Origin of the sequence: Heyndrickxia sp. MSNUG (genome assembly GCF_049532715.1) — a bacterium.
GTDB lineage: Bacteria > Bacillota > Bacilli > Bacillales > Cytobacillaceae > Mesobacillus.
Map to the genome: position 1 here is coordinate 2,471,816 of NZ_CP150978.1, position 17,748 is coordinate 2,489,563.

A 17,748-nucleotide genomic window follows, 5' to 3' on the forward strand; every position below is an offset into this window, starting at 1 on the left:
TTAAAAAGACCCCTTCAGTCCATGAAGGGGTCTAATAAATATCTCTAATGAGTAAATCACAATTTACTGGCTTTTTATCAAGTTCTCTCGCCCATATGGATAGTTGTCCAATATGGTGAATCTCATGGGAAATGATATGGTTCAACACTTTACGATATGGGAATGTAAATGAGCGTCCGTTCTTACTGTTTATTTCAAGGATTTCATCATCCTTTTGGACTGACCAATCCTTAATAAATTCTTTAGTCATTTCTCTTGTTATCAAGGAATACTCTTTTACCACTTCAAGAGTACAAGAGGCGTCGAATTTTCTCTCACGCACAGGGCTGCCAAGCATTTGATTAATCCATATTTGTTCACAATCAATAACATGGAATAAGGTTTTCAATATACTGCCCATGCCGCCAACACGGTGTTTTGTAAGTTCATGATCAGGTAAATCCTCACACCATTCAAACCAATCGTCCCTGACTTGCCAATTATACAAAAACAATTCGTACATAAGGAATCTCTCCGGGTTCTAAATTTTCTTATATTTTAACATGAACTTGCTATAAATGAGTTATAGAGGAGATGCAAATTACATGAAAATATCAGAACTAAATCCAAATATCCTTTCAGATGAACAGATTACAAAGCTCTTGTTCGGAGAATTTCAAGATGATCAACAGTCAGGGGATTGTATAGTCGTATTGGGCAGCAGTAAAGCAATACAATACAGACTGCCCGTGGCTCTTCAATTATATAAATCAGGTCGTGCTGATAAAATTCTGTTTTCTGGGGGTGTTACCTGGCCGGGCAATAATCTGACGGAAGCTGCTTTATTGAAAAATAAAGCCATCGCAGCTGGTATCCCAGAAGACAAAATTTTAGTTGAAGATGTATCTAAAAACACGAAAGAAAATGTCCTCGCTTCTCTACTGGTTCTAGACCGTTCATGCCCGCTGCATAAAATCAGGCGTCTGCTGATCGTGACGAGTAGTTATCATATCCGAAGAACATATCTTACTTTTAAGACTTATATGCCTGAATGGATTGAATTTACACTATGTCCTGCAGATGACCAAACCACATGTAAGGATAATTGGTTCTTGTCGCCATATGGCAGGGAAAGAGCTGTTACCGAGGCCAAGAAGATCATCGAATATATTAGTTGGGGAGCATTATTGGATGATGAATTATAAAAATGCAATTCTCAGCCAAAAGTTGTAGAAAAGTTACAACAATCAACCGAAGTGGACTACTTTTGAATTTTCTATAATTAAAATAAGAAAAATATGAGGAAGGTGTTCAATATGAACCATTTTATCTGCAATACTTGCGGTGTCCAATATCCAAAATCAATAAATACACCCGATACTTGTTTGATATGCGCTGACGAAAGGCAGTACATCCATCCAGATGGACAGTCTTGGACAACGCTTGAAACACTTATTGATTCAGGGAATTACAGAAATACTATTGTCACTGAAGAGCCTGGCCTGTACAGTATAACAACTACTCCTGGCTATGCAATCGGACAGACAGCTTACCTCATACAAAATCATGGATTCAACTTGTTATGGGACTGCATTACCTACCTCGACGACAGTACGGAAAATGAAATAAAAGCATTGGGAGGAGTAGATGCCATTGCCTTATCCCATCCGCATTATTATTCGACGCAGGTTGAATGGGCTGAACGATTCGGAGCAAGCATTTATATCCACGAAGCTGATCGACAATGGGTCACAAGGCCGAGCGACAGAATCATATTCTGGTCGGGAGATTCTCTTGAGCTTGATGAGGGTGTAACGTTGTATCGTTTGGGTGGGCATTTTAATGGGGGAAGTGTTTTGCACTGGGAACATGATGTGAACAAGCAAGGATTACTTCTTACTGGAGACATCATTCAAGTAGTGGCCGATCGACAATGGGTAAGTTTCATGTATAGTTATCCAAACCTTATTCCATTGCCAGCTATCAAGGTTCAGGAAATGGCAGATAAGGTCAACACTCTTCATTTCGATCGACTATATAATGCATTTCATCGAATTATTAAGGAAAATGCTCATCAATCTGTTCAAAAATCTGCTAAGCGGTATATTGCTGCTTTGGAGGGCAAGTTAGTTAATATGATTTAGAGGAGTTCTGACTGCATGTGAAATAACGCCTGTTTTAACAACACCAGGCGTTTTGCGAGCAAGTGATTATTCACCAAAAATACCTTCATAAATTTTAGTTACATCGTCCCTGAATTTTTCTACTTGGACGATCCTTGCTTCTCTTAAATATTCCCTGCCGTCTACATATAGGACAAGTACAGGTACTGTGAAAGCCATTAAGAATCCTGCGATTTCCTCTACCTTTGCAGCGTTTACTAATCCCATTGCAATTTTTGGGAAATCCTTCATCACTTCCTCAACCTGAGGAAGCAAACCATGACAAACACTTCAGCTGTCAGTTAATACATAAATAAAGCTTACTTCATGATCATTTATCAAACTTTTAACTTCATCCATCGATGTCAATTCATTCATATTTATACCTCCTATTAATACACCATACCCTTTTTATCTTAGGATAGCCTCAGGTTCTTTAATCATACTAAAAAAAGGGTATTGGGTATAATGAAAAAGGAAGGAGTGATCGTATGGGAAATCCATGGAACGAAAGATTCGGAGCAGAGCATTATATTTATGGAGAAGAACCTAATGAGTTCATACACTCGCATGCTTACCGCTTGAAAAATCTTGAAAAAGTCGCAGCGTTTGCGGAAGGTGAAGGCAGAAATGCCGTATTCTTAGCCAGACAAAACCACGATGTAACTGCCTTTGATTATGCAGACAACGGGTTGAGGAAAACAGAAGCTCTCGCTCATCGATATGGTGTAAAGGTCATCACGGAACAAAAGGATTTAATCCATGATGAAGTACCGACAGCAGAATTCGATGCAGCTATTATGGTTTTTGGCCATTTTGATAAAAAGGATCAAAAGACTGTATTTGATAGGGTGCTCTCGAGTATAAAAGAAGGTGGCGTCTTAATGATGGAGGTGTATTCGGAGGATCAGGTTCGTTACAAAACCGGGGGACCCAAAACGGTTGATATGCTTTATCATCCAGTGGATATACTGAAATGGACAGAAGGCTACAAGATCCTTCATTTCTTTTACGGCGAAAAAGAAAGAAAAGAAGGCGAGCTGCATACCGGAATGGGACATGTTGTCCAGCTAATTTTACAGAAGGAAAAAGTTTAATAAACGGTTGAATGATCATGCGATTTCCCTTTGAGGGAGGTCGCTTTTTTACGCAAAATTTTACAGGAATTTCCCATTTTTATGTCGAATTGAATAGTAAGATAAAATTTTTGTGAGGTTTTTAAATGAAATTTAGAATTGAGCGAGATTACTTTTATCAAGCCATAACTGAGATTATCAGGATTGTACCCTCAAATACCAATTCAGCTATCCTAGGCAGCATAAAAATTACTGCCGGTTCAAATGGTTTGACAGTGGCGGCAACCAATCATGACATTTATATCGAAAAAGAAATTCCTCTTTTAGGCAATGGCCGTATGGAAATATTCGAAACTGGGAGCATTGTTATTTCTGCTAAACATTTACTCGAGCTAGTGAAAAAAATGCCGAATATGATTACCATTCTATTAATCGAAAATGAAAAAATAAAAATTCATTCAGAGGAAATAACCATTCTGCTTAGCGGATTTAATCCTGATGACTTCCCTAAGCTGCCGGAATTGACAAGCATGAAATCTATTGAAATGCCGATGCACAGTTTAACCCAAATGATTAAACAAACCTCATTTGCTGTCTCTCATAATGATTCTCGTCCCGTTCTGACTGGTTTGCTGCTTTCCTTTCAAGCAAATAAACTTATGTTTGCTGCAACTAATTCACATAGACTGGCATTAAGCGAGATGGTAATTGCTACAGGAATTAATGGAGCATATATTTTACCATTGCAATCGGCAAAAGAATTGATCAGGATATTCAGCAATTCTTCTGAGGAAATAGCGTTATATATTTCTGATCGCTATCTCGTTTTTAAATCACAGGACATTACCTTTTATACAAGGCTGATAGAAGGAACATATCCAAATGTAACAATACTATTTCCAGAAGAATCTAAAACTACAATCATAATTGAAAGAAATCAGTTCTTAAAAGGAATCGACCGTGCTTGTTTATTTGCAAGAGATTCAAGAAATAACAATGTTAAACTCGAAATACTGGATGATTCAAGACTATTAATATCCTCTTATTCTAGTGATTTAGGAAAAATAGAAGAGGTTCAGAAGATTGAAAGCATAAGTGGTGAAAAGAAGCTTGTTATCTCACTCGATGGCTGTTTTTTAATGGATGCGCTAAAAGCGATCAGTGAGGAGCTGGTAAGCTTAAGCTTCTCAGGTTCAATGAGACCTGTTTTAATTCAGCCAGTTGAAAGCTGCACACAAAAACACCTTGTATCACCTGTAAGGACCTGAATAATTTAGGAGGATTTTAGATGAATGAAATGATTAAAAGCTATGATGATCTGTTGAATATGCTGGACCAATTTTTAAAAGAGGAAAGCAAGTTTGATTGGAATCACTTTTATTCCGATAGGGAAAGAAAGGTTCCTTTCTTCCGGAATGATCCGGACGAAAATGTAGTGGAATACTTTGAAACAGAAAAATTATCAAAGGGGAAAGTTCTTGAACTAGGCTGCGGTCCAGGCAGGAATGCGATTTTCTTTGCTGAAAAAGGCTGTGTTGTCGATGCAGTAGATCAGTCTGAAGAAGGAATAACCTGGGCAAAGGAAAGAGCTTCCGAGAAAAACATCGACGTGAATTTTATCGAGACAAATATTTTTGATTTAGAGATCGAGGAAGGCACATATGATATCGTCTATGATTCAGGATGCTTCCACCATATAGCACCCCATAGAAGGATGGATTATCTTGACTTGGTAAATCGTGCGTTAAAGCCTGGAGGATCTTTTGCGCTAACTTGTTTTGTTCAAGGTGGAGAACTAGGTGGAGCTGAAATATCCGATTGGGATGTATACAGATTAAAAAGCTTAAAGGGCGGGCTTGGTTTTACTGAAGAGAAATTAAAAAGAATTTTTCAGGATTTTGAAGTGGTCGAGATAAGGAAAATGAGAGATGTGTCTCAGGACGGACCTCTATTCGGCACTTCTGCATTATGGACCGCTTTATTCAAAAAACAGTGATAGAGTGATATGAATGGGATATGTCAGTGAACTTAGAGAATTGGTCGGTCATCGACCTTTGATATTACCGGGATCGGTTGTCTTAATTTTCAATCAAGATTCTGAGTTATTACTGCAGCATAGAATAGATGGAGGCTGGGGACTTCCGGGAGGAATAATGGAAATGGGGGAGAGCCTCGAAGAAACTGCAAGACGAGAAGTCAAAGAGGAAACAGGCCTGATAGTAGGGGAACTTAAATTAGCAGGAGTCTTCTCGGGACCGGAGTATTTTTTAAGGGTGGCAAACGGTGACGAGCTATTTTCGGTAACAGCCGTTTACTTCACGAATGATATACAGGGGGAAATAAATATAGATGAGAGTGAATCCGTAGATTTACAATTTTTTAGTCTTGACCAATTACCAGTGGGCCTGACAGAGTCATACCTCAGATTTATAAACCATTACATAAAAGAATTCGTACAATAAGGAGTGAGAAAAATGGATAACTTGTGGGAAGATTTTTATTGCGAAGAGGTTCTGTCAGGTAAAACAAAAGTGGACATTGTGATAGAAACAGAGCATAGTCTGGCTTTCTATCACACTCGTCCTTATTATGAGGTACATATTGTCGTCATACCTAAAAAACATATATTATCATTCATAACCGTGACTGAAGATGAAAATGTAATCTTGCAGGATCTAATTCATGTCATCAGACAGCTTGCCAGCCAGCTTAATGAAAAGCATGGTGCATGCACGATGTCTACGAATATAGGAGATTATCAAAGCAATAAGCATATGCACTGGCACATACATTTCGGGAAAAGAATTCGCGACGAACAGGGGAGAAAGCTGCTTGATCACCAGTCAAAATAATGGTTTTACGTTTGTTAAGCTCCTGAGACTCAGCGAGAAAGAGATCAATCAATACAATCCACTAGCCGGCTCCTTTGCCATCGTAGAATGTAACGGGAATTATTTGCTTTGTAAGAATAAATGGCGAAATCAATGGGAACTGCCTGTGGGCAAGAGGGAGGCAGGAGAGACACCAATGGAATGTGCGAAAAGAGAACTTTTTGAAGAAACAGGTCAGATTGTAAACGGCATGGAATTCAAAGGTTTAGCGATGGTTCGAAACAGTTCAAATTCTCAATTAAAATATAACCCCATTTATTTTACAAGCTTCAACAGTCTTCAACCATTTAGGGAAAATCCAGAAACGTCCGAGATAAGACTTTGGAATTTACAAGATGACCTTCATATAGATGGAGTCGATTTGATGATTTTGGAGAATTTTATTGCATTAAGAGCTGAAAAGTGGGGGAATCATGGGAAAAAATAAAAAAATGAGTGTTAGGCAAATTATATTTGCATCTGCATTTGTTGCAACGGTACTTATAATAGCAGATGATTTGTTCGATTGGAAATATCGGATATATCTTGGTATTTTTGCTGGCTTAACGACTTTAACAGGAATAGGATTAGCCAAGATTCTGTTTAAAGATAAATCATAAAATCAAAAGAAGCACAAAGTAGTCCGAAAGCAGTTCATATTCGGACAGGAGTTTGGATAAGAATCATTAAGCTGTCCGAAAGCAGTTCATATTGGGACAGGAATTTGGATAAGAAACATTAAGGTGTCCGAATGCAGCTCGTATTCGGACAGGAGTAAGGATTAGAAACATTAAGCTGTCCGAATGCAGCTCATATTGGGACAGGAATTTGGATAAGAAACATTAAGCTGTCCAAATGCAGCTCATATTGGGACAGGAATTTGGATTAGAAACATTAAGCTGTCCGAATGCAGCTCATATTGGGACAGGAATTTGGATTAGAAACATTAAGCTGTCCGAATGCAGCTCATATTGGGACAGGAATTTGGATTAGAAACATTAAGCTGTCCAAATGCAGCTCATATTGGGACAGGAATTTGGATAAGAAACATAAAGCTGTCCGAAAGCAGCTCATATTCGGACAGGAATTTGGATAAGAATTAATAAGCTGTATGAAAGAAGATTGTATTTGAAGAGGATTAATGAAAAGAAAAAAGCAAAAGGACCTCATTTAAAATTGGTCCTTATACTGCGGCTGCCGAAGGATCATAAAAATTACAACTAGATTATGATTTTGAACATTTAAAAATAATCGTAGTAGGAATCGCCGATACCTTCGCGTAGTTATACCATCTATTCTCATGTCTTGTTTTTAATTCTTCTGAATAACGGACATCCTCAACCATTTTTTCAATTCGAAATCCGTTTTCAATAAGTGTATTTATGTATGTACAAATTTTATATTGCTGCATAAAAGCAGGATGGTTCCATGCTTCGTGATCGTAAGAGCCTTCCTCATGATAGGATTTATCAAGCATAAGCCCTAAGTCAGTATTTTTCACGCGGCTATATAGGGGGTGCTCCCAGCTGAAAATGAAAATACCTCCTGGCTTAAGGTATTTGTGAATGTTTTTCAGAGTCAGATCAAGATTCGTTGTCCATCCCAGCGCGAAAATCGAGTATACCATATCGAAATATTCATGAGGCAAACCTGGATCTGATTCCATAGATGATTCAAATAAATGAACATCCGTTTGATACAATAAATCTCTTGCGGCCAAAATTTGACTGCTTGATAGGTCTAGACCCCAAATCTCACCGGCATTATTGTCATGCATATATTTTATCGAATGCCCGCTGCCACACCCAATCTCAAGCAGCCTGAGACCTGCAACATTTCCAAACAAATTCAATTCATCCTCAGTAGGGGCAAAGGGACCATACTCCGGAAGAGCAGTCCTTCCATAAAATCGAGGAGCCACTTCATCCCAGCTCTTCTTATTTATCCTTAAAGTATCAATTTGCAATTTTTTTAACCTCCATATGCTTTTTAGACAATATTCTATATCAACGGTCATTTTCCTTCCTTTTTCTTTTTGGCTCTGTTAAACAAGGCTGTTGATTTTCGTTCCAGGCGCTTCGCTTTCCGCGGGGCTGGCGGTGAGCCTCCTCGTCGCTGCGCTCCTGCGGGGTCTCACCTGACCAGCTGCGCCCGCAGGACACTGAATAGCTTCCTCGAATATGCCCACGCACGATGGAAATGCGTTAGCATTTTCGGAGGAGTCTACGCGCCTTCCACTACAATCAACAGGTTTGAAAAATCAACACTCATCTATAACAGAGCCTACTTTTTTAAAGGGAGTATGAAAAGAAATTGTGTAATTGATTTCAAAAAGAAGCAATAAACAGCTTTCAACTTTGCAAGTGTTATGATAATAGTAAGTAAAGGAACTAAAGGGTAGTGGTTTAATAAATGTTAACTGCAAGTATTCACGGATTTATTTTATCTTTTGGCTTGATTCTCCCGTTAGGGGTGCAAAATGTCTTCGTCTTCAATCAAGGTGCAATACAACCGTCCTATAAAAAAGCTTTGCCAGTAATCCTGACTGCATCTATTTGTGATTCTGTCCTGATCACTCTTGCTGTTTTAGGAATATCCGTCATCATTCTAAAAATCAGCTGGCTCAATACACTACTCTTGTCGGCGGGGATATTATTTTTAGTTTATATGGGTTATGTTACCTGGAAAAGTAACCCCCATAGCAATTCAATAGAAAAGGCATCATTTACGCCTAAAAAACAAATTGCCTTTGCAGCCTCTGTTTCCTTACTAAATCCACATGCAATTATGGACACAATCGGTGTGATCGGAACCAGTTCGGTTGCATACTTCGGTGCCGATAAAATAGCCTTCACACTAGCTTGTATTTTCACTTCTTGGATTTGGTTTTTATCGCTTGCGTATGTTGGCAGGCAAACAGGACGTCTGGAGAGCTCTGCTGGGTTTCTAGCACTCTTAAACAAAGTGTCAGCCTTAATCATGTGGGGGACAGCAATATACTTAGCAATTCAACTTTTAAACAAATGAGGTGAAAACTTAATGAAGTTTGCCGTCATAACTGACATACATGGCAACGCACCTGCATTAATTGCTGTTTTAAATGAAATCGATAGAATGAGAGATATCGAACATATTTATTGTTTGGGAGATATGATTGGGATTGGCCCAGATACTAACGAGGTATTGAACATTTTATTTTCGAGAAGTGATGTCTCAATGATAACCGGAAATCATGATGAAGCTATACTAGCCCTTATAAAAGGGGAAAAGCATCCTGAAAGTCATTTACATGCAAGAGAACATCATCAATGGATTGCTAATCAAATGGATCAAAGCTATGTTCCTAACCTTGAAAAACTACCTAGAATGCTGAAGGTAAATATCGAGAGTCAATCAATTATATTTACTCATTATCATATTGACACCGAGAGGATGAATGACCATATTAGCCAGGATCCTTTCAGTTCGATTGTTGAACCAAGCCTGTAAAATATGAAGACTTTGTTCTCTACTAATCAGGAAGATGCCATTTTTTTTGGCCATCATCATCCATTGCACTATTATAAAGGGGAAAAGCCCCTGTTCGAGAACCCGGGGTCTTTGGGCTGCACATTTGAGCCTTCTGCCCCATATGCAATCGTAAATATTGAAAGCAGCAGGATCGAGGTTGTTTTCGAAAAAGCCATTTATGACAATAGAACCTTTCTGCTGTCTTATGAAAAACTGCAGGTTTCAGACAGGGAATTCATTTTAAGCGTTTTTCATGGAAATCAGTCCTGGAAATAATAAAGCTGCCTTACCAAGATAAGGCAGTCATATAAAAAATTGTATAACAAAAAGAAATTACCTTCTTCTACGATTAGTTAGAGAAAGTAATTCTTTTTTTAAAACGGTGTTCTGCTCGCTGATTGCGCTCAGTTTCTGTTTTATCTGATCTAGTTCAATATGGATCTCTTTAAGGTCACCTGAAAGCAGTTCAATCGTTAGCATTAATTTGTCCATGTCGTTCTTTCTTTCTTGTTTCTCAATAGGAATATTTAGTTTTGATAAAAGAGAAATGGTAGAAGGGTTTACAAGATTCTTAGCCATACTCACCATCGAAGCTAGGTTTTCTTCTGTGATAACCTCTCCTAGATCCTTTAAAGGTGAAGAAGTGGAAGGATCGCTTTTTGGCAATTGCTCAATCTGCTGTATTTCCTTTTTCTGGTCTTCTTGAAGTAAACTTTCCGTAAAATTAACGAGCTTCTTTAAATCAAAAGATTGACCGCCATCTTCATTTTGTTGTTTCCGCTCATCATTGTTAGCCAATGTTTTCATCACTGCCTTTCTTTTGTTTTTTTATGTGTCTCCCCGGAAAATGACCGGTCCATCCGGGGAGGCAGTAAGGGGTTCAGGTGTCAAATCTCAAAGAGATTAAGCTCCAGCGTTAATTACAGCGGCGATACATCTTACAAGGGTTGTTTGTTGCTGTTCAGTGCCTAGCAATAAAGCAACAACCAAAGCAAGAGACATCAATAGTACAATCACAGCAGTTGCAATCATCTTTCCACCCCCTTTCTTTATGAAAGATAGGTAAGATCCGAACCTTACATTTACAACATATGAAAATATTTTGGACATGCCTCAGCTTGTACCCTATTATTTGTAAAATGGACAGCCTATCTTTAAAATGAACCTATAACAATCGTTACCAATCTAAATTTCTATAATGTCAAAACTTTAACGGTTAATTACAATTTCAGGAGGGATGACAATTGTCCAAACCAATCCATTTAACATCTATCCAAATTGTGCAGCTCGACTCCATTAATAAAATTAAGAAAGCTGTTATTGATGGTTTTTCCGAACCTGTTATTTATGGTGTTCACGGTGGTGTGAAAGAGTTCTATAAAGTTAACCCCGAAACAGAATACCCATCGACGCTAGACCATATTGTTGCAGCTGCTGGGGGCTGACTGGTCGGCACCCTTTCTGGAGCGCTGGAAGCGCGCCAAATACCTGCAACACCCGAAAAGGTTAAAGCAAAGGTACAAGGAATCATCGAAGCACCTGAAGGAGTATTAAAGATTACAAGAATCAACTGCCACTTTGAATTAAAGATACCTACAGGAAAACGTGAAGCTGCCGAGAGAGCCCTTTCCGTATTTGAACGGAGTTGTCCCGTTGCTCAAACACTAAAAGGGAGCATTCAATTCGCTCATACCTGGGAATTAGAAGAGTATTAAATATAATAAAATGGGTCCTCATCTTCTGCCGAGAGGACTCATTTTTTATGTGAAGAAGGCTAAATCCCTAATCTGTACAATATTTTTAAAAATAGCTGTCACGATTTCACAAATCAGCCGACTTATAATTTAGAGTATGGAAATGAGGTGGCGGAAAATTTGAAACCGGTAAAAGAAAAACAGGTAATGGAGTGGTATGAAACTTATTATGAAGACATTTATCGTTTTATCCTGTTCATGATTGGAGACCGGCAATGCTGTGAAGACTTTGTCCATGACACTTTTGTGCGGGCTTATACATCGTTTGACCGCTTCGAAAACAGGTCAAATGAGAAAACGTGGCTATTCAGTATCGCGAAGCACCTGGTTATGGATGAAATACGAAAGCGAAGGCGGAGAAGGATTTTTGCTGCTTTTATCACAGATAAAGACATCCCATCTCCATTTGATATGGAGCAATATGTGGCAAACCGTGATGCCGTGGAACGAATGCTTGTTGCTATTCAATTGCTTAAACCCGAATATCGTCTGGTCATAACCTTGAAGAAAATTGAAGAATGTTCGACAAAAGAAATTACTGAAATCCTTGGCTGGTCCGATACAAAGGTACGAAAGACATTATCGAGGGCAATAGCAGCTTTAAAAAAAATGGATGTTTTAAAAGGAGGCAGTCAAATTGAACAATCATTTTGATGAAAATTGGAAGATTCTAAAGCAAGTCAAACCACCTGCATCCAAAAAAGAAGCCATTCGTAACCGGATCACCCATTCAATAAGTAATAAAACAAAGGAAAGAACTGTTTTAAGAATCTTTGAATGGAAAAATGTAATGCTTACGAGTCTATTTTTATTGATTTCAGCAGGTATTCTATTCCAATTGCAATACAACTATCAAAAGAAGGAAGCACCAGATTCCTCTGCAAGCAAGAACGCTCAATTCACATGGAATGCAGCCAAAATTTATGGTGAGGAATCTGAAGATGGCTATGCGTTTTTTAAAGAGGGAAGCTCCATACCAGTTGGTTATGCAGATATAGTAACAGAAGAAGAACAAAAAAAAATAACCAGCACAGGTGCAATGTATGTGGAAAAGGAACTGGAACATTTCCCTTATCCCACAACCCTCTATATAGAACATGTGAAAATGACAGATGTTTCACTGCGGTACCATTTCTTCGTTAAAGCTGAGAATAAAACAACGCATTTCAGTTTTGACTTTCCAAAGCTTGAATATGCGGAAATATTTAATTTTATCGCTACATTGAAGTATAAGAATCAAAAGCCATACATCCATGATGAACAGCTTTATGCTACACATGGATATGACACTCTCCCTTTCCCTGTTGGATTGAACCCTGTAGAGAAGAATGGCCACACTGAAAAATACATTTGGGAAAATGCAAGTTTGAAGGAATACAATAAATACCTGAATAAAATTAGATCTACAGGTGAATGGGAGGAAAAATCAATGGGGGATTCATCTCATATTTTCACTTCCGTAACTGGATATGAAGTGGTAAAAATAACACTGAATGGAAAGAGGATCAGCTACGAATTTACTTATCCAGAGCAGGGTGAATAAGCTGCGTTTTCGCAGCAGCTCTTATCTTAAAAATGGAGGAAAATGCAATGGTTAATATAGTATCTGTAACCCAGGGAGAAGAAGATACACTACATCATTTAATGCAATTTTATATATATGAGTTTACGGTTTTTCAGGATATTAAAATTGAACGAAATGGGAAATATACGCCTTTCGACTTGATGCCTTACTGGACAGAACCGAATTTGCATGCATTCTTTATAGTTCATGAAAACGAACTTGCAGGCTTTTCGTTAGTAGAAAGCGGTAGTGAAGATCAGCCACATATCATTCGGGAATTTTTCATTTTGAGGAAATTTTACCGCAGGGGATTTGGAAAAGCAGCAGCAGTTAAGCTCTTTGACATGTTTCAAGGAAAATGGAGCATCACGCAAATTGAAAAGAATGAACCGGCAAAAGCCTTCTGGAGAAAGATTATTCGTGAGTACACAGGCGGTAACTACACAGAAAGGTCCGATAACCGCAAAAGGTCTATTCAGGAATTTGATACGGCATTAATCCTAAAATAATGGTTGCAAATCTTAAGTACAGTTGCATATAATGGTAAAAATATCTAATCGATGAAAAAGAGAGTAGTTATTCAATGTCTGCTGCAGCGAGCCGGGGATGATGGGAGCCTGGTGAGACAGAATAATGAAGCGCACTTTTGAGATGCCTGCCTGAAATCAGTAGGGCAAGCCGGAGAGCTTCCGTTATCAATGCAAGCAGGTTCCTTTTATGGAACAATTAGGGTGGTACCGCGGGATTTAACTCTCGTCTCTTTTAAAGAGACGGGAGTTTTTTATTTTATTTGGGAGGTCTTGGGATGATGTATATAAAGAAGTATGCAGAAGTCATCGTATCCGGGTTAGATGATAAGCTTACGATCCAGGAAGTAGAGCGTCTGATTGAAAAACCTAGATTTATAAATCAGGGTGATCTGGCTTTCCCATGTTTTCAGCTTGCAAAGATTATGCGTAAGGCTCCTTCAAAAATTGCGGAAGAACTCAGTCAAAGATTGCAAGGCGTGAGCATGGACCTTTTTGAAAAAGTGGAACCAGCAGGCGGTTTTGTGAATGTGTTTTTAAATAAAACCAGTGTTGCTCAAGATGTTTTGAATAATATTATTGAGCAAAAAGAACATTATGGTGATTTTTCAATAGGACAAAATGGTATTGTTGCTATTGATATGTCCTCCCCAAACATCGCAAAGCCATTTTCAATGGGGCACCTTCGGTCAACAGTGATTGGTCATGCAATCGCTCTAATACTAGAGAAAACTGGCTACAAGCCAGTTAAAATCAATCACTTAGGGGATTGGGGAACACAATTCGGAAAACTGATCACTGCTTACAGGCTGTGGGGTTCCGAAGAAACAGTGAAGAAGAATCCATTCAAAGAATTACTGGCCCTATATATAAAATTTCATGTGGAAGCAGAAGTTAATCCCGAACTAGAACAGACCGGCCGCGACTGGTTTAAAAGACTGGAAGATGGTGACGAAACCGCATTGCAGCTATGGAAATGGTTTAGAGATGAATCACTGAAGGAATTCTCAAAGATATATCATTTGATGGGGATTGAATTTGATTCATTTGCTGGGGAAGCCTTCTACAATGATAAAATGGATGAAATCGTTGAGCATCTGGAAAAAAGCAAACTTTTAGAGGAATCTGCTGGAGCACAGGTAGTTATGCTTAAAGAAGAAGAGCTTCCTCCATGCCTGATAAAAAAATCAGATGGTGCCACTTTGTACGCAACCAGGGATCTGGCAGCGGCTAAGTACCGGTTTGATCAATATCAATTCGTGAAATCTTTATATGTAGTAGGAAATGAGCAAAGCCTCCATTTTAAACAGCTAAAGGCAGTACTGGCAAAAATGAATTTTGACTGGAGTAATCATTTGGTTCACATTCCATTCGGCATGATCCTGAAGGATGGAAAGAAAATGTCGACCCGGAAAGGCAAAGTGGTTTTATTAGAAGAAGTTCTGAATGAATCGATTCAGTTAGCATTGAAAAATATCGAAGAAAAGAATCCATCACTGCCTGCAAAGGAAGAAACAGCAAAAATGGTTGGTACAGGCGCCATCATGTTCCATGACCTAAAAAACTTCCGTATGAATGATATAGAGTTCTCTCTGGAGGATATGCTTAAGGTGGAAGGCGAAACTGGTCCATACGTCCAATATACAAACGCTCGCGCACAATCAATTTTGCGAAAAGCGGCATGGAGCGGCAATCTTGAAGAGTTCCGGTTGAACGGGGAAGCAGAATGGCCTGTCATTATTGATCTTCTCAATTTTCCGGCAGCAATCTGTCGTGCTGCTGAAAAATACGATCCCTCACTAATCGCAAAATATGTCCTTGATCTCGCACAAGCCTTTAATAAATATTACGGGGAAGTCCGCATCCTTGAAGAAAACGATGAAAAAGAATCAAGACTGGCACTTGTATATGCAGTCAGCATTGTACTCGAGGAAGGTTTGCGATCGCTGGGAATCAAAGCACCGAAGGAAATGTAGCGGAAAATTAAGAGCCTCAGACAATCGCTGAGGCTCCGATTTTGATAAAAACTTTTTCCTGGTAAGAACTTTTTTTAAACAGTGCAATAGCATTTAATATTTAGAAAGTATTAACCAAAACACTTTCAACTCCTTAATGGAGCTCCTCATACAAAGCGAATATTTCTTGTTCTGTATCGCTGTACTTGATTTCAACATTAGTTTCTTCAAAGAACCATGTATCATTGGACTCGACAAAAAAGGTAATTCCATCAATCTCTTGCTGTTGGGCAGCAATAGACGGAGTTTCCCGAGCGAATGCAAGGCTGTACCCTTTGTTCTTGTCACCAAACCCGGCATATTGAGGGTAAAGGCGGATGTAAAACGGCTTTGGTGTATCAAATTCTCTCTCAAACCATTTGTATGCGTTTTGATCAATCGAGATTGTCATTTTTGCACCATCCTTTCGTTAGTTTTATTTTAAAGCCCTCAAGGACTCTGCGTCGGTGCTTTATGTCACAGTTATACTGAAGTCATGAAAGTGTCATAAATGAGAAAGATTGATTTTCATTCAAACTTAACAGTACTTTTCCAAATCGCCGAATGCTGCTCGTGGAATGCGGTTTGTAGTAAATATTCATTTCAATGTTTAATGAGAATTTTTTCTACTGAGGAAATTACACTGTTTAAAAACCTTCAAAATTGAAATTGGAAATTATCGATGATTATTTCCAGTTCGCCAGAATAATTGTGAACTTCGCCAATATATTTTTCGGGGGAGTAAATTTCACTATAATTTTTAATAAAATTGAGATTCTTGAACGCTGAATTACCTTACCAATACCTTTTCCAAACAAAAAATCCCCTGCAAATGATGCAAGGGGATCATAATATCATTCAAATTATACAGTTTTTTCTTTTTTGCGAATTGCTTCTGGGATGTAAACACAATATGGTTCGCTTCCCATGTAATCTCCTGTTACGGCATATGTTCTTGATCGTGACCCGCCGCAAACATAACGGAATTCACAAACACCGCATTTTCCTTTGTAATTGTCAGGGTTGCGAAGATCTTTAAAAATAGGCGACTCGCGGTAAATTTCAGCTAGAGACATATCCCTTACATTCCCGCCAACAAGCGGAAGCAAACCGGATGGCATGACATCTCCTGTATGTGATACGAAAACAAATCCATTCCCATCATTAACACCTTTTGGAGCCCTTTTTAGTCCATCAATGATAGAAGCCATATCCTTGGTCAATGTATCCTCATATCGGATTTCTGAACGATCCACAGCTTTTTCCCGTGCTTTTTGCTGGAATACAACCCGTCGATAATGCTGTGCAGCGGTTGTTTTAATATCAAATGGAGCCATCTTACTAAGTTCATAAAGCCAGCGGAAAACCTTCTCATGTTCTGTCGGTGTCAGGCAAGCATCAAGTTGCCCGCGGCCAGTTGGTACAAGCAGGAAAATGTACCACATGACGACTTTTAGATCCTTCATCAATTCAGCCATTTCCTCGAGATACTCGAAGTTATATCGTGATATAACCGTGTTTAACTGAAGTGGCATGTTAAGCTCATTCAAGTATTTAACTTTTTCAATCGTTAAATCGAAAGAACCGGGGGTACCCCTGAAGTGGTCATGAATAGTTGGATTCGGGCCATCCAGACTGAAAGCCCATCGTGATAATCCTACTTCCTTTGCTCGCAACATTCTTTCTTTTGTCACATTGTCAGTTGCGCTAGGAGTAATGGAAACTCTCATGCCCTTTTTTACAGCATAATCAGCAAGCTCGAATAAATCTTCTCGCATCATACAGTCACCACCAGTAAAAACAAGCATAGGGATGTTCATCTCATAAATCTGGTCAATCAGTTTGAACCCTTCCTCGGACGATAATTCCATGGGATCTGGCTTGTTCTGTGCATCTGCCCGGCAATGTACACACTTTAGCTGGCAAGCCCGGGTTACCTCCCAAATTACGATATACGGATTCTTTTTAAAATTAATCGGTTCCTGTTGTTTGAGTTCTTGTCCGTGCATATTAATCACCATGCTTTCAAAGTTATAGCTTTATTATAAAAATCTTAGCCTTAATCGCATGTAAGGAATGTTACAATACAACAAACCTGCAATTAAAAACTTACAATTCACTAATTTAGGGGCAAATGATGAGAGATCAAATATGATTAATCGCAGCCAGGAAGTTTGGATATGAGAATGGAACATTAAACACAGCCGGTTTGCAAAATCAAGTATATGGAATATGTCTCAGGTTAAGATGAGCAGACCGATACGTTGAAGAGGATAAAGATTATAATATGAATGAAACTCTGTATTCGTTGT

25 protein-coding genes and 1 other annotated feature are annotated in these 17,748 nt (G+C 38.7%); of the genes, 18 read left to right on the forward strand and 7 right to left on the reverse strand.

What is annotated here, in order from left to right; genetic code table 11:
- Positions 1–31: 31 nt before the first annotated feature.
- Complete coding sequence (locus AABM38_RS12270) at positions 32–502, reverse strand: DinB family protein (protein WP_423406686.1); 471 nt, start codon at positions 500–502, stop codon at positions 32–34.
- Positions 503–584: 82 nt separating this feature from the next.
- Here AABM38_RS12270 and AABM38_RS12275 point away from each other — a divergent pair, with 82 nt between their 5' ends.
- Positions 585–1,184, forward strand: coding sequence for a YdcF family protein (locus AABM38_RS12275; protein ID WP_423406687.1), 600 nt, complete (start codon positions 585–587; stop codon positions 1,182–1,184).
- A 111-nt stretch (positions 1,185–1,295) separates the two neighbouring features.
- Complete coding sequence (locus AABM38_RS12280) at positions 1,296–2,123, forward strand: MBL fold metallo-hydrolase (protein ID WP_423406688.1); 828 nt, start codon at positions 1,296–1,298, stop codon at positions 2,121–2,123.
- Positions 2,124–2,189: 66 nt separating this feature from the next.
- Here the strand turns inward: AABM38_RS12280 and AABM38_RS12285 are convergent, their stop codons facing one another.
- Positions 2,190–2,393: a thioredoxin gene (locus AABM38_RS12285; RefSeq protein WP_335377892.1), complete on the reverse strand. Its 204-nt coding sequence runs from the start codon at positions 2,391–2,393 to the stop codon at positions 2,190–2,192.
- Between the two features lie 239 nt (positions 2,394–2,632).
- Between AABM38_RS12285 and AABM38_RS12290 the strand changes: the two genes are divergently transcribed.
- The 7 genes from AABM38_RS12290 to AABM38_RS12320 all read left to right on the forward strand — a co-directional run bounded on the left by AABM38_RS12290 (position 2,633) and on the right by AABM38_RS12320 (position 6,707).
- The gene (locus tag AABM38_RS12290; RefSeq protein ID WP_423406689.1) at positions 2,633–3,238 is read left to right on the forward strand and encodes a class I SAM-dependent methyltransferase; all 606 of its coding nucleotides are present in this window, start codon (positions 2,633–2,635) and stop codon (positions 3,236–3,238) included.
- A gap of 125 nt (positions 3,239–3,363) precedes the next feature.
- Positions 3,364–4,485, forward strand: coding sequence for a DNA polymerase III subunit beta (gene dnaN / locus AABM38_RS12295; protein ID WP_423406690.1), 1,122 nt, complete (start codon positions 3,364–3,366; stop codon positions 4,483–4,485).
- 20 nt (positions 4,486–4,505) lie between these two features.
- On the forward strand, positions 4,506–5,213 hold the full coding sequence (locus tag AABM38_RS12300) for a class I SAM-dependent methyltransferase (protein ID WP_423406691.1): 708 nt from the start codon (positions 4,506–4,508) through the stop codon (positions 5,211–5,213).
- A gap of 13 nt (positions 5,214–5,226) precedes the next feature.
- A complete protein-coding gene (locus tag AABM38_RS12305) occupies positions 5,227–5,679 on the forward strand; it encodes an NUDIX hydrolase (protein WP_423406692.1) in 453 nt (150 codons plus the stop codon).
- Positions 5,680–5,691: 12 nt separating this feature from the next.
- Entirely contained in the window at positions 5,692–6,069 is a 378-nt protein-coding gene (locus AABM38_RS12310; RefSeq protein WP_423406693.1) for an HIT family protein, read from the forward strand.
- Between the two features lie 103 nt (positions 6,070–6,172).
- Positions 6,173–6,535 (forward strand): NUDIX domain-containing protein, encoded by a 363-nt coding sequence (locus AABM38_RS12315; protein ID WP_423410724.1) that lies wholly within the window; start codon positions 6,173–6,175, stop codon positions 6,533–6,535.
- Entirely contained in the window at positions 6,522–6,707 is a 186-nt protein-coding gene (locus tag AABM38_RS12320) for a hypothetical protein (RefSeq protein ID WP_423406694.1), read from the forward strand. The genes AABM38_RS12315 and AABM38_RS12320 overlap by 14 nt, the downstream gene beginning before the upstream one ends.
- Positions 6,708–7,312: 605 nt before the next feature.
- On the opposite strand, the gene AABM38_RS12325 is transcribed toward AABM38_RS12320, so the two are convergent.
- Complete coding sequence (locus AABM38_RS12325; RefSeq protein WP_423406695.1) at positions 7,313–8,053, reverse strand: class I SAM-dependent methyltransferase; 741 nt, start codon at positions 8,051–8,053, stop codon at positions 7,313–7,315.
- Positions 8,054–8,499: 446 nt separating this feature from the next.
- Between AABM38_RS12325 and AABM38_RS12330 the strand changes: the two genes are divergently transcribed.
- The 3 genes from AABM38_RS12330 to AABM38_RS12340 are packed head-to-tail and all read left to right on the forward strand — an operon-like array spanning position 8,500 to position 9,873.
- Positions 8,500–9,114 carry a LysE/ArgO family amino acid transporter gene (locus AABM38_RS12330; RefSeq protein ID WP_423406696.1) on the forward strand — a complete coding sequence of 205 codons (615 nt, stop codon included), beginning with the start codon at positions 8,500–8,502 and terminating at the stop codon, positions 9,112–9,114.
- A gap of 12 nt (positions 9,115–9,126) precedes the next feature.
- Complete coding sequence (locus AABM38_RS12335; protein ID WP_423406697.1) at positions 9,127–9,576, forward strand: metallophosphoesterase family protein; 450 nt, start codon at positions 9,127–9,129, stop codon at positions 9,574–9,576.
- 3 nt (positions 9,577–9,579) lie between these two features.
- On the forward strand, positions 9,580–9,873 hold the full coding sequence (locus AABM38_RS12340; RefSeq protein WP_423406698.1) for a metallophosphoesterase: 294 nt from the start codon (positions 9,580–9,582) through the stop codon (positions 9,871–9,873).
- 57 nt (positions 9,874–9,930) lie between these two features.
- Here AABM38_RS12340 and AABM38_RS12345 read toward each other — a convergent pair whose 3' ends face one another.
- Both AABM38_RS12345 and AABM38_RS12350 read right to left on the reverse strand, forming a co-directional pair.
- Positions 9,931–10,404 (reverse strand): hypothetical protein, encoded by a 474-nt coding sequence (locus AABM38_RS12345; protein ID WP_423406699.1) that lies wholly within the window; start codon positions 10,402–10,404, stop codon positions 9,931–9,933.
- 96 nt (positions 10,405–10,500) lie between these two features.
- Positions 10,501–10,629 carry a hypothetical protein gene (locus tag AABM38_RS12350; RefSeq protein ID WP_335377857.1) on the reverse strand — a complete coding sequence of 43 codons (129 nt, stop codon included), beginning with the start codon at positions 10,627–10,629 and terminating at the stop codon, positions 10,501–10,503.
- 212 nt (positions 10,630–10,841) lie between these two features.
- Between AABM38_RS12350 and AABM38_RS12355 the strand changes: the two genes are divergently transcribed.
- The 6 genes from AABM38_RS12355 to argS all read left to right on the forward strand — a co-directional run bounded on the left by AABM38_RS12355 (position 10,842) and on the right by argS (position 15,418).
- Positions 10,842–11,042: a hypothetical protein gene (locus AABM38_RS12355; protein WP_423406700.1), complete on the forward strand. Its 201-nt coding sequence runs from the start codon at positions 10,842–10,844 to the stop codon at positions 11,040–11,042.
- On the forward strand, positions 11,043–11,312 hold the full coding sequence (locus AABM38_RS12360; protein ID WP_423410725.1) for an OsmC family protein: 270 nt from the start codon (positions 11,043–11,045) through the stop codon (positions 11,310–11,312). It abuts the gene before it with no gap.
- A gap of 159 nt (positions 11,313–11,471) precedes the next feature.
- Positions 11,472–12,005, forward strand: a complete 534-nt coding sequence (locus AABM38_RS12365; protein ID WP_335377855.1) for an RNA polymerase sigma factor — start codon at positions 11,472–11,474, stop codon at positions 12,003–12,005.
- A complete protein-coding gene (locus tag AABM38_RS12370) occupies positions 11,989–12,894 on the forward strand; it encodes a hypothetical protein (protein WP_423406701.1) in 906 nt (301 codons plus the stop codon). The genes AABM38_RS12365 and AABM38_RS12370 overlap by 17 nt, the downstream gene beginning before the upstream one ends.
- Before the next feature lie 47 nt (positions 12,895–12,941).
- Positions 12,942–13,424, forward strand: coding sequence for a GNAT family N-acetyltransferase (locus AABM38_RS12375; RefSeq protein WP_423406702.1), 483 nt, complete (start codon positions 12,942–12,944; stop codon positions 13,422–13,424).
- Between the two features lie 42 nt (positions 13,425–13,466).
- Positions 13,467–13,679 (forward strand) — a binding site (T-box leader).
- A gap of 41 nt (positions 13,680–13,720) precedes the next feature.
- A complete protein-coding gene (gene argS / locus AABM38_RS12380; protein WP_423406703.1) occupies positions 13,721–15,418 on the forward strand; it encodes an arginine--tRNA ligase in 1,698 nt (565 codons plus the stop codon).
- A gap of 133 nt (positions 15,419–15,551) precedes the next feature.
- On the opposite strand, the gene AABM38_RS12385 is transcribed toward argS, so the two are convergent.
- Together AABM38_RS12385 and AABM38_RS12390 are read right to left on the reverse strand one after the other, a co-directional pair.
- Positions 15,552–15,848 (reverse strand): HesB/YadR/YfhF family protein, encoded by a 297-nt coding sequence (locus tag AABM38_RS12385; protein WP_423406704.1) that lies wholly within the window; start codon positions 15,846–15,848, stop codon positions 15,552–15,554.
- Positions 15,849–16,299: 451 nt separating this feature from the next.
- Positions 16,300–17,445 carry a TIGR04053 family radical SAM/SPASM domain-containing protein gene (locus AABM38_RS12390; protein ID WP_423406705.1) on the reverse strand — a complete coding sequence of 382 codons (1,146 nt, stop codon included), beginning with the start codon at positions 17,443–17,445 and terminating at the stop codon, positions 16,300–16,302.
- Between the last annotated feature and the right edge of the window lie 303 nt (positions 17,446–17,748).

Coding starts and splice junctions, on each gene's coding strand:
- AABM38_RS12270 (WP_423406686.1), bottom strand. CDS start 502: ATGTACGAATTGTTTTTGTATAATTGGCAAGTCAGGGACGATTGGTTT.
- AABM38_RS12275 (WP_423406687.1), top strand. CDS start 585: ATGAAAATATCAGAACTAAATCCAAATATCCTTTCAGATGAACAGATT.
- AABM38_RS12280 (WP_423406688.1), top strand. CDS start 1,296: ATGAACCATTTTATCTGCAATACTTGCGGTGTCCAATATCCAAAATCA.
- AABM38_RS12285 (WP_335377892.1), bottom strand. CDS start 2,393: ATGAAGGATTTCCCAAAAATTGCAATGGGATTAGTAAACGCTGCAAAG.
- AABM38_RS12290 (WP_423406689.1), top strand. CDS start 2,633: ATGGGAAATCCATGGAACGAAAGATTCGGAGCAGAGCATTATATTTAT.
- dnaN (WP_423406690.1), top strand. CDS start 3,364: ATGAAATTTAGAATTGAGCGAGATTACTTTTATCAAGCCATAACTGAG.
- AABM38_RS12300 (WP_423406691.1), top strand. CDS start 4,506: ATGAATGAAATGATTAAAAGCTATGATGATCTGTTGAATATGCTGGAC.
- AABM38_RS12305 (WP_423406692.1), top strand. CDS start 5,227: ATGGGATATGTCAGTGAACTTAGAGAATTGGTCGGTCATCGACCTTTG.
- AABM38_RS12310 (WP_423406693.1), top strand. CDS start 5,692: ATGGATAACTTGTGGGAAGATTTTTATTGCGAAGAGGTTCTGTCAGGT.
- AABM38_RS12320 (WP_423406694.1), top strand. CDS start 6,522: ATGGGAAAAAATAAAAAAATGAGTGTTAGGCAAATTATATTTGCATCT.
- AABM38_RS12330 (WP_423406696.1), top strand. CDS start 8,500: ATGTTAACTGCAAGTATTCACGGATTTATTTTATCTTTTGGCTTGATT.
- AABM38_RS12335 (WP_423406697.1), top strand. CDS start 9,127: ATGAAGTTTGCCGTCATAACTGACATACATGGCAACGCACCTGCATTA.
- AABM38_RS12340 (WP_423406698.1), top strand. CDS start 9,580: ATGAAGACTTTGTTCTCTACTAATCAGGAAGATGCCATTTTTTTTGGC.
- AABM38_RS12345 (WP_423406699.1), bottom strand. CDS start 10,404: ATGAAAACATTGGCTAACAATGATGAGCGGAAACAACAAAATGAAGAT.
- AABM38_RS12350 (WP_335377857.1), bottom strand. CDS start 10,629: ATGATTGCAACTGCTGTGATTGTACTATTGATGTCTCTTGCTTTGGTT.
- AABM38_RS12375 (WP_423406702.1), top strand. CDS start 12,942: ATGGTTAATATAGTATCTGTAACCCAGGGAGAAGAAGATACACTACAT.
- argS (WP_423406703.1), top strand. CDS start 13,721: ATGATGTATATAAAGAAGTATGCAGAAGTCATCGTATCCGGGTTAGAT.
- AABM38_RS12385 (WP_423406704.1), bottom strand. CDS start 15,848: ATGACAATCTCGATTGATCAAAACGCATACAAATGGTTTGAGAGAGAA.
- AABM38_RS12390 (WP_423406705.1), bottom strand. CDS start 17,445: ATGCACGGACAAGAACTCAAACAACAGGAACCGATTAATTTTAAAAAG.